10 protein-coding genes and 1 pseudogene are annotated in these 13,706 nt (G+C 51.3%); all 11 read right to left on the bottom strand.

What is annotated here, in order from left to right; genetic code table 11:
- Positions 1-99: 99 nt before the first annotated feature.
- Positions 100-1,512, bottom strand: coding sequence for a carbon starvation protein A (locus DW083_RS12555; RefSeq protein ID WP_122332587.1), 1,413 nt, complete (start codon positions 1,510-1,512; stop codon positions 100-102).
- Positions 1,513-1,593: 81 nt separating this feature from the next.
- Positions 1,594-2,046 carry a GatB/YqeY domain-containing protein gene (locus DW083_RS12550; RefSeq protein ID WP_115500241.1) on the bottom strand — a complete coding sequence of 151 codons (453 nt, stop codon included), beginning with the start codon at positions 2,044-2,046 and terminating at the stop codon, positions 1,594-1,596.
- A gap of 28 nt (positions 2,047-2,074) precedes the next feature.
- On the bottom strand, positions 2,075-3,424 hold the full coding sequence (gene ftsZ / locus DW083_RS12545) for a cell division protein FtsZ (protein ID WP_122332586.1): 1,350 nt from the start codon (positions 3,422-3,424) through the stop codon (positions 2,075-2,077).
- A gap of 26 nt (positions 3,425-3,450) precedes the next feature.
- The gene (gene ftsA, locus DW083_RS12540; protein WP_122332585.1) at positions 3,451-4,902 is read right to left on the bottom strand and encodes a cell division protein FtsA; all 1,452 of its coding nucleotides are present in this window, start codon (positions 4,900-4,902) and stop codon (positions 3,451-3,453) included.
- Between the two features lie 5 nt (positions 4,903-4,907).
- Positions 4,908-5,636, bottom strand: coding sequence for a cell division protein FtsQ/DivIB (locus DW083_RS12535; protein WP_115500238.1), 729 nt, complete (start codon positions 5,634-5,636; stop codon positions 4,908-4,910).
- Between the two features lie 3 nt (positions 5,637-5,639).
- Positions 5,640-7,024, bottom strand: a pseudogene (murC, locus tag DW083_RS12530) (UDP-N-acetylmuramate--L-alanine ligase).
- 41 nt (positions 7,025-7,065) lie between these two features.
- Positions 7,066-8,172, bottom strand: a complete 1,107-nt coding sequence (gene murG / locus DW083_RS12525; protein ID WP_122332584.1) for an undecaprenyldiphospho-muramoylpentapeptide beta-N-acetylglucosaminyltransferase — start codon at positions 8,170-8,172, stop codon at positions 7,066-7,068.
- Positions 8,169-9,572 carry an FtsW/RodA/SpoVE family cell cycle protein gene (locus DW083_RS12520; RefSeq protein WP_115500235.1) on the bottom strand — a complete coding sequence of 468 codons (1,404 nt, stop codon included), beginning with the start codon at positions 9,570-9,572 and terminating at the stop codon, positions 8,169-8,171. Before DW083_RS12520 ends, murG begins: the two co-directional genes overlap by 4 nt.
- A gap of 13 nt (positions 9,573-9,585) precedes the next feature.
- Positions 9,586-10,920, bottom strand: a complete 1,335-nt coding sequence (gene murD, locus DW083_RS12515; protein WP_122332607.1) for a UDP-N-acetylmuramoyl-L-alanine--D-glutamate ligase — start codon at positions 10,918-10,920, stop codon at positions 9,586-9,588.
- Positions 10,921-10,963: 43 nt separating this feature from the next.
- Complete coding sequence (gene mraY / locus DW083_RS12510) at positions 10,964-12,223, bottom strand: phospho-N-acetylmuramoyl-pentapeptide-transferase (RefSeq protein WP_115500233.1); 1,260 nt, start codon at positions 12,221-12,223, stop codon at positions 10,964-10,966.
- A 5-nt stretch (positions 12,224-12,228) separates the two neighbouring features.
- A complete protein-coding gene (locus DW083_RS12505) occupies positions 12,229-13,704 on the bottom strand; it encodes a UDP-N-acetylmuramoyl-L-alanyl-D-glutamate--2,6-diaminopimelate ligase (protein ID WP_122332583.1) in 1,476 nt (491 codons plus the stop codon).
- Positions 13,705-13,706 lie beyond the last annotated feature (2 nt).

Below are 13,706 nucleotides of genomic sequence, written 5' to 3'. Positions count from 1 at the left end.
CCTTTTAATGATTTCTGCGGATAAAGATAAAAGGATAAGTCCGCCCGGGCTTTATAGTTCTGACCTTTTTCCTTCAATTTCTGGGAAAAGAGCAGATGATCATTTGCAGCTTTTCTTTTTCCAAACCAAGAAGAAAGCAAAGACGACAACCGTGATGGCAACGCCGATAATCTGTGACAGGCCGGTTTCCATACCCAAGCCTTCGGGGGCGACAAAAATATAGGTCGAACAAACGGCTGTCATAAACAAAGCCGGGATCAGAGTCACGACATACAGTTTCTTTGCCGTTACCAGATAGACCGTCAAAGCCCACAGGGTGAACACGGCCAACGTCTGGTTACTCCAGGCGAAATAGCGCCAGATCATATCGAAACCGTCCTTGTCTTTCTGGCTGTAAAGCAAAAGGCCGATAGCCACCAGAAAAAGAGGGATACAGATCATCAGACGCTTGGTAATGCTACGCTGTTCGAGATGCAGGAAATCAGCCACGATCAGGCGTGCCGAACGAAAGGCTGTATCACCGGAAGTAATCGGCGCGGCAATCACACCCAACACGGCCAATATACCGCCTACGGTACCGAGCCATTCTTTTGTTATGCTGTCGACCACAACGGCTGCATTGTTCTCGCCCATCCCGTTATTATGATAGAAATAAGTAGCGGCTGCCGCCCAGATCAGGGCTACAATACCTTCCGTAATCATGGAACCGAAGAAGATCGGCCGGCCGTATTTTTCATTCTTGATACAACGCGCCATCAACGGGCTTTGTGTCGCATGGAAACCGGAGATAGCCCCGCAGGCGATACTCACGAACATGATCGGGAAGATAGGCAGATGGCCGGGATAGGTATTCGGCATTCCGTCCGTAATCTCGGGCAACGGCGGATGATGGACAAACAGCATGATCAGGATACCGATCGCCATAAACAGCAGAGCGCCTGCAAACAACGGATAAACCTTGCCGATAATCTTATCGACAGGCAACAACGTTGCCAGGATATAATAGAGGAATACAATAATAATCCAGAAAGTAGCATCCAGATGCTCCGGTGTCAGCTTTGCCAGCAGCCCGGCAGGTCCGGCAACAAATACGGAACCGACCAATATCATCAGAAGTACCGTAAAGGCACGCATAAACTGCTTGAAGTTCGCTCCTAAATAGCGTCCGATAATCTCCGGCAGACTTTCCCCGTTATTGCGCAGGGACAACATACCGGACAGGTAATCGTGCACCGAACCGGCAAAGATACTTCCTAACACGATCCACAGGAAAGAGGCCGTTCCGAACTTCGCTCCCATGATGGCCCCGAAGATAGGGCCCAGTCCGGCGATGTTCAGAAACTGGATCATAAAAACCTTCCAGGTGGGCATCGGAATGTAATCCACCCCGTCCTGATGGGTATAAGCAGGTGTCTGCCGCTTGGCATCGATACCGAAAATACGTTCAATGAATTTACCGTAAACGAAATAGCCTACGATCAGAGCGATAAGGCAACAAATAAAAGTAATCATGGTATAAAGAGAATTGAATAATAAACATTTGGTGGTATAGATAAGAGAAGCTAATAGGGGGGCTTTTGACACCCCCTATTACTATTGATTCAACAATTTCTTAACGACCTCCGAGATCATGCGGCCTTCGGCTTTTCCGGCCAATGCTTTGGAGGCAACGCCCATTACCTTGCCCATATCTTTCGGGCCGGCAGCACCAACCTGTGCGATGATTGCTTTTATCTCGGCTTCCAGTTGTTCGGCGGACATCTGTTCCGGCAGATACTTTTCGATTACGGCTACCTGTGCCAGTTCGGCATCGGCCAGATCCTGGCGTCCCTGCTGCACATAGATAGTGGCGGAATCCTTGCCTTGTTTCACGAGCTTCTGCATGATCTTCAATGCGTCGGCATCACTCAATGTATCGTTGGCTCCCGGAGCAGTCTTTGCTTCGAGGAAGAACTTCTTGACGTTTCTCAGTGTTTCAAGGGCTACTTTGTCTTTCGCCTTCATTGCGTTTTTAATGTCTTCGCTGACTCTTTCAAACAAATCCATTGTTTATTTATGATTTATGATTTATAAATTATCGGAAACTGATCACTGTACCACCAGTCTTCGGCTTCTTGCCTTGATTGGCGGATGAAGACTGGAACGCAGTTCCCTGCGGGCGGGCCGCTCCGTCGTCTTTCCGGCGTACTTGCAGGATTTCCTTTGCATTCCGCTTATAGGTCGGAGTCTCTTCCAGAAGGGCGATCAGGTTGTCATCGTCCAGCTCTTCGGTCGAGAGAATGACGATTTCCGCTTTCGGGCGAAAGTTGATATAATCGCGGTAATAGCGGTTGATCAACTGGTCTTCCTCTTCCTTTTTCTTCTTAAGCTCTTCGGCTTTTTGGGCGGCGGCAAGAAGATCTTCTTCGGTATCGAGTGTCTGTTGCTGTTTGGACAGGACGTCTTCCAGACCGAAACCGGTTACCAGGATCGTGATCTTAATCTTGGCCCCTAAGCTGTCGTCATAGCCGTGCCCCCACTTCACTTCATAGTCTGTCTTGAAACGTGCCATGAAGTTGTGGATATCATCCATCTCATCTATGCGGAGCGCATCTTCGTGGCTGTAGTAGATCACGAAGGCAACTCGTTTGGCATTGAAAATATTGTCTATGTCGTTGACCAGCGTGCTGTGCAAAGCCTCATCGATAGCCCGTTGCAGGCGGCCTTCGCCTTCACCGAACCCGATACTGATCAGGGCTACACCGCTGTTGCGCATCGTCGTGTCGACATCGGCAAAGTCGACGTTCTGCTCCAGATTAGTCGTAATAATCTCGGCGATGCTTTTAGCGGCGATCGTCAGTGTTTCATCGGCTTTCCGGTTGGCTTGGGGGACGCTCATACGTTCTTCGGAATACAAGTCACGCAGGCGTTCGTTGTTGATCACCAACAGCGAGTCCACGTTCTGCGCCATCTTCCGCACGCCTTTGACAGCTTTCACAATCTTCTGACGGCCTTCAAACAGGAAAGGAATCGTAACGATACCGACAGTCAGGATACCCATCTCTTTCGATATCTTGGCTACGATCGGCCCTGCTCCCGTACCTGTACCACCGCCCATTCCGGCAGTGACAAAGGCCATACGAGTACCGTCGTCCAGCATCTCGCGGATCTCATCTTCGCTTTCGAGAGCCGCCTCTTCGCCTCTTTCCGGGACATTTCCCGATCCGAGACCACGAGTCGTATTCTTTCCGATCAGCAGCTTATCGGGCACATCGGACTTCTGCAAAGCCTGATTATCGGTATTACACAACACGAAAGAGACATCATGTATGCCTTCCTTGTACATGTTGCTGACAGCATTACCACCACCGCCACCGACGCCTATCGCTTTGATGATCGTCTGAGGCGCTTTTGCCAAATCAAAATCGTATGTCTTATCGTCCATTGTCGTCTGTCTTTATTTGTTACCGATTATTGTGCATCATCCAAGGCTTTACCAATTCCATCGCCCATCTTATCCACCGCATTCTTGAAGAGGTCTCCGAATCCCCAGCCCTTGCTTTTCTTCTTCTCTTCCTCTTTCTTAGTCCCAGTATTGCGATTCTTAGTCGTCGTAGCCGAAGCCGCCACCTGCTTTTCTTCAGACTCAGCCTCCTCCTCTTGTTTAGAGGAGCTATCCAGACTGGAGACTGTCTTTTCCGGCTCAGTAGTTGCAGACTTTTGTGCAACCGTTGTTTCCTCCTTCTTCTTTTCCGGTTCAGAAGCGGTGTAAACAGCACAGTTCTCCCTACCTTTCAGCAAGAGAGCGACTGCGGTCGTGTATTCGGGGTTGTTGGCGATCATCTCGCCGTCGGCAATCAGGTCTTTCCGGACAGATGCATAACGGACATCCATCCTGAAGCGTTCGCTGAGGGCTTCGCGCATATTCTTCAGCGCGGCGCCGTTACCGGCAATCACAACACTGTAACCCGGTGTCTTGACCACTCCGGCATCTTCCAGACGGGCGTATATGTTTTCGATGATCTCGCGGCTGCGGGCTTCCACTATCATATTGATATCGGAGAGCTTAACCTCGCCGGCATGTTGTCCGTCCGCCAAGTCGACAGAGACCACTTGCTGTTCGTTGTCTTTCTCCCAGATGGCATTGCCGTAGGTGCGTTTCACCCGTTCGGCTTCCTTTTCAGGTATGCCTAACGACATCAGGTCGCGAGTGATCAACTGGCTGCCCAACGGGATCACGTACAGGCCTGCCAGGCTTCCATCTTTATATATCGTGACGGAGGTTACGCCTGCACCGAAGTCGACCAGCGCACATCCTTTATCTTTCTCCTGTTCCGTCAGGATCAGATCGGCCAAGGCTAATGGCGAGACGATTGTGCCTGCCACATCGAGCTTGATCTGTTCCGTCATATTGGTCGTGACGGCATGGCGAAGCGACGGACGTCCGACGATCAGCTTATAGCGTGCATCTATCCGGGAGCAACCCATTCCCACGGGATGGGCTTCCGGCTGGTTGTCGAGGAAGTAGGCGGGCGGTGCGACTTCCAGCACATCCAGCATATCGGGATGATACTGGCGACACTCCTTGTCCAGTTCCTGCAGGATTTCTTCGGTCACCGTACCGTCGCCAATCACTCTCGACACGGCATGGCTGATGGTGCGAAGCGACTGGCCTCCCACCCCGATATAGACCTTGCCGATACGGGAACCACCCAACTTGTTCTCCAATTTGCGGATCAAGCGCACGATCTTACCGGCTGCATCTTTTATATTATATACACATCCTCTTCGAATACAGGTCTCGGAATTCTCTACTTCGTAGGCTATTATGGAAAGAGCCCCCGAAGGGCCTTTCGCACCTACCATACCGACCATGTGAGAAGAGCCAAGGTCGATGGCTGCTATAAAGTCTGTGTATGCCATATTCTCTATCTTTTAGTACAAACAATCTGATCCTTATATTTTAAATTTATAATGCCGTACTTCTCCCATCCCACCTTGGGGATCGCCTTTTCGTAGAAGAGCCGGAGGTTATCCAGCTTCTCTTCATAACCGGCCAGGGAACCCAGCACGATACGGTGGTTACCGACCCGGGGGACCAGTTCCACCTCATTATCCGGATGAACGTATATCTGTTCTATCTGATTATTCCAGAAATCATTCTCCTGCAAAAATAATGCAAATTTGTATAAGTCGGTTACCGCCAACTCTTTTTCCACGTATCCGCTTACAACGGGAACGTGCGCCACATAGCGGCGGCTGACAGGCATCGTGCTACCCAAATTATCCACATAGTAGTTGCCTCTCGGACTTATCACACGCAAGATAGGTATTTTTTGCTCCACTTCCAATTTAATCATGCCCGAAGGAGTCTTGTAGGCTTCCACGCGGGCGATCATCTCGTTCTTCAGCAGTTCATTTTCAATCCGGTCTGTGTTGATCTCGTTCATCGGCTTTTTTATCGGGTTCAGATCGGCATTCTTGAGGAGGGAGACCAGGTCGCTCTCGCTCACAAAATGTTTGTCGAGGCTGTCCACGACTACCACCTGCAAGTCCCGGCACAAGTCTTTCTGCCTGCTTTCCCGGAAGAAGAAGGAGACAAACACGATGTAACAGAACAACAGTATTGCAACTATTATGGATACGATACGGACCACTCTTTATTCTTTTTTATCCAATATTTGTTTTACAGGTTCTACCAGCAATTCTATATTGCCGGCGCCAAGCATCAGGACTACGTCGAGCCTGCCTGCTTCGGCAGAGACGACATCCAGGAGTTCCTCTTTCCGGATCAACCGTTTGCCGGGGATTGTCACGGCATCGAAGATAATCTGCGAAGTGACACCCGGTATCGGTTCCTCGCGTGCGGGATAAATATCCAGCAGGATCAGTTCATCCAGGAGCGACAGGCTGGCGGCAAAGTCAGCGGCAAAGTCGCGCGTACGGGTGTAGAGGTGCGGCTGGAAGATACCGGTCACCTTGCGTCCGGCATACAGTTCCTTTACGGAAAGGATACTTGCCTTCAACTCGGCGGGATGATGTGCATAATCGTCGATCAGGACGATGTTATCTTTCTTGAGGTGGAAGTCGAAGCGGCGGCGCGGACCGGCAAAGGTTGCCATGCCGTGCTTGATTTCCTCCGGTGTCGCACCGTTCAGCCACGCAAGGGCGATAGCGGCTACACCGTTCTCGATATTTACTTTCACAGGAACGCCCAACTGGATATCCGGGATGCGGACATCGGGACCGACAAAGTCGAAGAATATCTCTCCGTTGCCGATACGGACATTCTCGGCGTAGAAGTCTCCCCCCTCGGTTGCGGAATAGGTATAGAGTTTTACTCCTTCCTGCAGGCGGGGCGTGACGTTGATGCCTTGCTTCATGATCAGGCAGCCGTCAGGACGGATCAACGAAGTGAAGTGCTCGAAGCTTTCACGATAGGCCTCCGGTGTTCCGTAGATGTCCAGGTGATCGGGATCGGCGGCGGTGATAACGGCCATATAGGGTTTGAGCCAGTGAAAGGAGCGGTCGAACTCGTCTGCCTCTATCACGGTCAGATCGCTCTTTGCAGAGAGCATCAGGTTGCTGTCGTAGTTCTTCAGGATACCGCCTAAGAAAGCGTTACAGTCGACGTGCGACTGTTTCAACAGGTGGGCTATCATCGACGAGGTCGTCGTCTTGCCATGCGTACCGGCAACACAGAGTCCGCGGTTGCAGTTGGTGATCTCGCCCAACACGCGGGCACGTTTCATCACCTCGAAACCGTTCCCCCGGAAATAACAAAGCTCCGAATGGGCTTCGGGAACGGCAGGCGTATAGACCACCAATGTCTTGGCCGGATCGGTAAAGTCGTCGGGGATCAGGTCGACGTTATCCTCATAATGTATGACGGCTCCTTCATAGTTCAACTGTTCCGTCAAACCGGAAGGGGTCTTGTCGTAACCGGCCACCTTCTTCCCTTTCGAAAGAAAGTAACGGATCAGGCACTCATCCCGATACCGCCGGCACCGACGAAATAGACAGCCGTTATGTTGTTTATATCCATATATTCTTATTCGTTTCTATTCTGTGTTACAAAGATAATATTTACGAGATGATCTTTACAATTTCATCTACAATATGTTCGGCACTCTGGTGATGGGCCAGCGTAGCGATGTTGTGGCTCAGGGTGCGGAGCCGCTCTTCGTCGTGGACGACCTCGAGGGCTTTCGACACTAACTGTGCCTCGGCATCCTTATCGGCGATCATGATGGCGGCATCTTTCTCGACCAGCGCCAGGGCATTCTTCGTCTGATGGTCTTCCGCAACATTGGGGGAAGGAACCAGGATTACCGGCTTCCGCAACAGGCAAAGTTCGGAGATCGAGCTGGCTCCCGCACGGGAGATAATCAAGTCGGCTGCCGAATAGGCATAATCCATACGGGTGATGAAATCCGAACACCAGATGCGCATGCCCCGGTAGGCTTTCAGATGCTTCAGGGCCTCTTCCTGATAATAACGCCCTGTCTGCCAGATCACCTGCACCTCGCCTTCGGCGGCAAAGAGCTTGTCCAGGTCGCCCTGTATGCTGCGGTTGATCGTCCGGGCGCCCAGGCTTCCGCCGACAACCAGGATCGTCTTCTTCTCCGGCGAAAGCTTGAAGAACTCCAATGCTTCCTCGCGTTTCCCCTGCGCCTCTTCCAGATCGCGGCGGACCGGGTTACCGGTCACGACAATACGATCGGCAGGGAAGAACTTTTCCATGCCATCGTAGGCCACACATATTTTACTGGCTTTCTTAGCCAGCAGTTTATTCGTAACACCGGCATAGGAGTTTTGCTCCTGTATCAGGGTAGGAATCCCTAAGGAAGCCGCCATCCACAAGGTCGGCCCGCTGGCATAACCGCCTACACCGACGGCGATATCGGGTTTGAACTCGCGTATCGTCTTTTTGGCAAGCCGGAGGCTTTTGACCAAGCGGCCGACAACGCGAATATTGTTCATCAACCGGGCACGGTCGAAACCGCTCACCGGCAACCCTACGATGCGGTAACCGGCGGCCGGGACTTTTTCCATCTCCATCCGGTCTTCAGCTCCCACAAACAGTATTTCCGCCTCCGGGAAACGTCTCCTGAAGGTATTGGCGATCGAGATAGCCGGGAAGATATGTCCTCCGGTCCCGCCGCCGCTTATGATGATTCGGTACTGTTTCATATTTTAGTTTCTGTTGTTGTTTCCGTTCTTGTTTCTTCTTTCAGTTCGGCAATGGCTTCGAGGGGGTTGGAATCCGCTCCCGTCCCATTTTCTGTGGCTCCTGTCCCGTTTTCTGTGGCTCCCGTCCCGTTTTCAACGGGTGCCGACCCATTTTCCGACGGATGCCCATCCGTTTCCGGTTCGATGCCCATGGAATTTTCATCCGATGCCAGTGCGTCCGTATCGTCCTCATTTCCCATATTGGCGCCGAAGCGGCTTACACTAAGAATGATGCCGATATAGGCACAACTGATCACGGTCGACGTACCTCCGCGACTGATCAGCGGCAACGGCTGACCGGTGACCGGTATCAAGTCCACCGCCACCGCCATATTCGTCAGGGCTTGGACACCAAGAAGCAGCCCGCAGCCCAAAACCAGGAATTTCGGGAACAGCTTATCACATCTGCGGGCGATCATCCCGACCCTGACAAGCAGGGCTATATAGAGGAAAAGGACGAAGATTCCTCCGGCGATCCCCATCTCTTCAATGATAATGGCATAGATAAAGTCCGAATAAGCCTGCGGCAGGAAGTCGCGCTGCTGACCGTGTCCGGGGAACTTGCCCCAGATGCCGCCACTGGCAATGGCAATCTTGCCGTGAACAACCTGGTAGTCGTCGCCATCGATATTGACAGCCTTTCCCGGCTCGAACTGCACGGGCGGAGTCGGATCGGTGAACCGCTCGATACGCGCTTTCCAGGTATGGACGCGATCCGGCATATATTTCATCACGCTCTCAGGCGTCACAAACAGCAAACCCACCATCAATGCCCCCGCAGCAATCAGGATTCCCCAGAACTTTGCCAGACGGGCAAACGATATCTGGCCGAAAAAAGCCATCATCTGAATGATGCAGAAAAGCAGGATAGCCGTCGAACCGTTGGTCGTGAAGATCAAGCCACAGATAACAAGCGTCCCTCCTTCTATCCACCAGAACATCTGCTTGTCCGTGAACCAGTTCTGCTTACTCATGACAAAAGCCGTATATCCGATCAGGGTGATTTTCGCAATCTCCGACGGCTGGAACGTGAAGCCGAACAAATTCAACCAACGGGGTTCCCCGTTTATCACCACAGCCAACCCCGGCACAAACAACAATAGCAGCAATACAACCGAAAGGAATGCACCACCGGCAAGCAAAGCATAAAACCGGCAAGGCACATTGTGCATCAGCAATACGAGCACGAAACCTCCTAACATGAACGAACCATGCCGCACGATCGGGTCCCAATGCGTCACACTCTTGTAGGCGAGCGTACTCGTCGCACTAAAGACCTCGATTGCCGAGATCAGACACAGGAACATGAAGATCACCCATATCACCCGGTCTCCCTTGAATAGTTTACTTGCCAGATCCATTGTTTATTTGTTTTTACAGATTCCGTACACAGGCCTTGAACTGGTCGCCACGATCCTCATAGCTTTTGAAGAGGTCGAAGCTGGCGCAGCAGGGCGACAGCAGGACAGTGTCTCCCTTTTCAGCCAGTTTATATGCTTTCGATACAGCTTCTTCCATTGAACGGGCATCTTCGATCACCGGCACTTTGCCGTCGAAGAAGCCGTGCAGCTTGGCATTGTCCACACCGAGGAAAATCAGGGCGTGCACCTTTTGCTTCACCAACTCTTCAATTTCGGAATAGTCGTTTCCCTTATCCGTTCCGCCGAGTATCAGCACAAGCGGAGTAGTCATACTCTGCAGGGCATACCAGCAGGAGTTCACATTCGTAGCTTTCGAGTCGTTGATATAATCGACTCCACGTACACGCGCCACTTTCTCGAGACGATGTTCCACCCCGGTAAAGTCGCTCAGCGAAGCCCGTATATTCTCGTCATGGATATCCACCACTTTGGAGGCGATACCCGAAGCTAAGGAATTATACAGATTATGCTTTCCCGATAATGCTAATGAATCTTCTTCCATTGTAAACGTTCCGTTTGAGGTTTCAATTACTATCTTTTTATTTTCCGTATAGCCCTTTACGCCGGCTTCATGAGTCTCGGCGAACGGGTAAAGAGTTGCCTCGGGGTGCCGTTTGGCGATTTCGCGGGCAATGATAGGATCGTCGTTCCAGAATATGAAAGCATCTGCTGCCGTCTGGTTCCGGATAATGCGGAATTTGGCATCCACATAGTTCTGCATCTCGTAATTATAGCGGTCCAGATGGTCTGGCGTTATATTCAGAAGGATGGCGATGTCCGCCTTGAAGTCGTACATGTTGTCGAGCTGGAAACTGCTCAGTTCGATCACATAGACGGCGTGCGGGTCTTCAGCCACCTGAAGGGCGAGGCTGTTGCCGACGTTACCTGCCAGACCGACGTCGACACCCGCCTGGCGGAGGATGTGGTAAGTCAGCATGGTTGTCGTCGTCTTGCCGTTGCTTCCGGTGATACAGATCATCTTCGAATCGGTATAGCGTCCGGCAAATTCTATTTCGGAGATGATAGGCGTACCTTTCTCCTTCAGTTTCTTTATAATGGGAGCCTTGTCGGGAATCCCGGGGCTCTTGATGATTTCGTCGGCATTCAGGATGTCGGCTTCGGTATGCTGATTCTCTTCCCAACGGATTCCGTGGGCGTCCAGCATATCCTTATACTTAGGTTTGATAGACGAGAAATCGGAAAGGAAAACATCGAATCCTTTCGCCTTCGCTAACACGGCGGCACCTGCGCCGCTTTCGCCTCCTCCTAATATTACTATTCTGCTCATTTTTATTTGTTTCAAGGAGACGGATGCCATCCGTCTCTACCGTTTATCGCATTTTTAATGTTACAATCGTAATCACCGCCAGGATGATACCGATCAACCAGAAACGCACCACGATCTTCGATTCGGGGACGACGTTAAAGGGTTTCTGTATCATCGCCTGTATGCCCGCATTGCCGGCTTTCTGGAAATGGTGGTGGAGGGGCGCCATCTTGAAGATACGCCGCCCTTCGCCATATTTCTTTTTCGTATATTTGAAATAAGCCGTCTGCATAATGACTGACAAGTTCTCGACCAGGAAGATGCCGCAAAGGATCGGAATCAGCAATTCCTTCCGGATAATAATCGCGAACACAGCGATGACACCGCCCAACATCAGACTGCCCGTATCTCCCATAAACACCTGCGCCGGATAAGAGTTGTACCACAGGAATCCGACCGTCGCCCCGATAAAGGCCGCCGCAAACACCACCAACTCTTCCGCCCCCGGAATAAACATGATATTCAGGAAGGAAGCAAACTCGAAGTGAGACGACATATACGCCAGAATCCCGAGCGCGACCCCGATAATGGCGGAACTTCCCGCCGCCAGTCCGTCCAAACCGTCCGTGAGGTTCGCCCCGTTAGACACGGCTGTCACGACAAAGATAACCATTATGACGAAGACCAGCCAGGCTGCCTCTTCCTTGTATTGACCGGCCCAGTTCACTAACTGCGCATAGTCGAAATTGTTATTCTTCACAAAAGGGATTGTCGTCTTGGTAGACTTCTTCTCCACTGTATGATAGCGTACTTCCTCGATCACATTGTCATGCCGCACTTCCATATTCTCCTTGATCACGACATCCGGGCTCATAAAGAGAACCAAGCCGACGATAAGTCCCAGGCCGACCTGTCCGATCACCTTGAATTTGCCGTGCATGCCTTCCTTGTTCTTCCGGAATACCTTGATATAGTCGTCGGCAAACCCTAATGCACCTAACCAGATGGTTGTCACTAACATCAGGATCACGTATATATTCGTCAACTTCGCACAGAGTAATGTCGGCACCACGATGGCAATAATAATGATGATACCGCCCATTGTCGGCGTCCCTTTCTTGCTCATCTGTCCTTCGAGACCGAGGTTACGCACCGTCTCGCCTATCTGCAACAGTTGCAGCTTGTCGATAATACGGCGTCCGATAGTCGTCGAGATGAACAAAGACAGGATCAATGCTAACCCGGAACGGAATGATACGTACTTGAACATACCGGCACCCGGGAAATCGAGTTGATCCAAATAATTAAACAGATAGTACAGCATGTCTTTTATTGTTGTTGTGTTGCAAATATTTCCCGTAGCTTCTCACGGTCATCAAAATGGTGCTTAACGCCTTTTATTTCCTGATAATCCTCATGACCTTTGCCGGCTACGAGGATTACATCGCCTTTCTTTGCCAGCATGGTAGCGGTCTTGATGGCCTGTGTACGGTCCGTGATGCAGAGCGTATGCTCCATATCGGCAGCGTTCAGTCCGGCAACCATATCCCGGATGATCTCGTCCGGCTCCTCAAAACGGGGATTGTCGGATGTCAGGATCAGCTGGTCGCTCAAGCGGGATGCTTCTTTCGCCATGATAGGACGTTTGCCTTTATCGCGATTACCGCCGCAACCGACCACGGTGATTACCCGGCCGCTGCCGTCCAGGACTTCATGGATACTGTTCAGCACATTGACCAACGCATCGGGTGTGTGGGCATAATCCACAATCGCCGTATATCCTGCCGGAGACTGTATCGTCTGGAAGCGTCCGGAGACGGAATGCAGATCGCTCAATACGACCAGCACTTCTTCCGAGTCTTTCCCTAACGAAACGGCCGCACCATATACGGCCAGCAGATTATAGGCATTGAAACGTCCTACGAAGCGGGTCATCACCTCGCGGCCGTTAATCAACATCTCGGTCCCTTCAAAATGGGATTCCAATATCTTTCCCTTAAAATCGGCGAGCGTGCGGAGCGAATAGGTCAACTTCTTTGCCGCCGTATTCTGCAACATCACCAAGCCGGATTTATCGTCCGCATTCGTAAGGGCAAAAGCCGATGCGGGCAGGTCGTCGAAGAACTTCTTTTTTGCTTTCAGATAATTCTCGACTGTTTTATGGTAATCCAGATGATCGCGTGTCAGGTTGGTAAAGATACCACCGTCGAACGACAGGCCGCTGATACGTTTCTGATCGATCGAATGGGAGCTGACTTCCATAAAGGCATACTCGCAACCGGCCTCCACCATCCGCGCCATCAGGCTGTGGAGGGTTACAGGATCGGGAGTCGTATGGTCGGTCGGAATCGCTTCGCCATCGATATAGTTGCATACTGTCGAAAGCAAGCCTACTTTATGCCCCATCTTGCGGAACATCTCGTACAGGAGAGTTGCGATCGTCGTCTTCCCGTTCGTCCCGGTCACACCGACCAGGATCAGGTTGTCCGAAGGATTCTCGTACCAGGCTGACAACACCTTGCCCAAGGCCTCCGCCGAATCTTTCACCCGGATAAAGACGGGATTGTTTCCGGATGTATGTATGTTTTCATCCGAAGGGATTTCCTCGCAGATTATTGCGGCAGCTCCTTTCCCGGTTGCCCCTTCGATATAGGCATGGCCATCGACAGAGACACCGCGTACGGCCACAAACAAAAAGCCTTTTTCCACTTTGCGGGAATCAGACTGGATACCTGTGATCTCGACATTTGCGTCTCCGACGATCTCAAGTACTTCCAACGGACGAATGAGTTCTTTTAGTTCCATAG

The sequence above is a fragment of the Parabacteroides sp. AF48-14 genome (assembly GCF_003477465.1).
Taxonomy (GTDB): domain Bacteria; phylum Bacteroidota; class Bacteroidia; order Bacteroidales; family Tannerellaceae; genus Parabacteroides; species Parabacteroides acidifaciens.
This window is presented reverse-complemented; position numbering and strand designations above follow the sequence as displayed.

What these genes read in the sequence shown, in the direction of transcription:
- ftsZ (WP_122332586.1), bottom strand. Translation starts at nt 3,424, where the DNA reads ATGGACGATAAGACATACGATTTTGATTTGGCAAAAGCGCCTCAGACG.
- DW083_RS12555 (WP_122332587.1), bottom strand. Translation starts at nt 1,512, where the DNA reads ATGATTACTTTTATTTGTTGCCTTATCGCTCTGATCGTAGGCTATTTC.
- murD (WP_122332607.1), bottom strand. Translation starts at nt 10,920, where the DNA reads ATGAGCAGAATAGTAATATTAGGAGGAGGCGAAAGCGGCGCAGGTGCC.
- mraY (WP_115500233.1), bottom strand. Translation starts at nt 12,223, where the DNA reads ATGCTGTACTATCTGTTTAATTATTTGGATCAACTCGATTTCCCGGGT.
- DW083_RS12550 (WP_115500241.1), bottom strand. Translation starts at nt 2,046, where the DNA reads ATGGATTTGTTTGAAAGAGTCAGCGAAGACATTAAAAACGCAATGAAG.
- ftsA (WP_122332585.1), bottom strand. Translation starts at nt 4,902, where the DNA reads ATGGCATACACAGACTTTATAGCAGCCATCGACCTTGGCTCTTCTCAC.
- DW083_RS12520 (WP_115500235.1), bottom strand. Translation starts at nt 9,572, where the DNA reads ATGGATCTGGCAAGTAAACTATTCAAGGGAGACCGGGTGATATGGGTG.
- murG (WP_122332584.1), bottom strand. Translation starts at nt 8,172, where the DNA reads ATGAAACAGTACCGAATCATCATAAGCGGCGGCGGGACCGGAGGACAT.
- DW083_RS12505 (WP_122332583.1), bottom strand. Translation starts at nt 13,704, where the DNA reads ATGGAACTAAAAGAACTCATTCGTCCGTTGGAAGTACTTGAGATCGTC.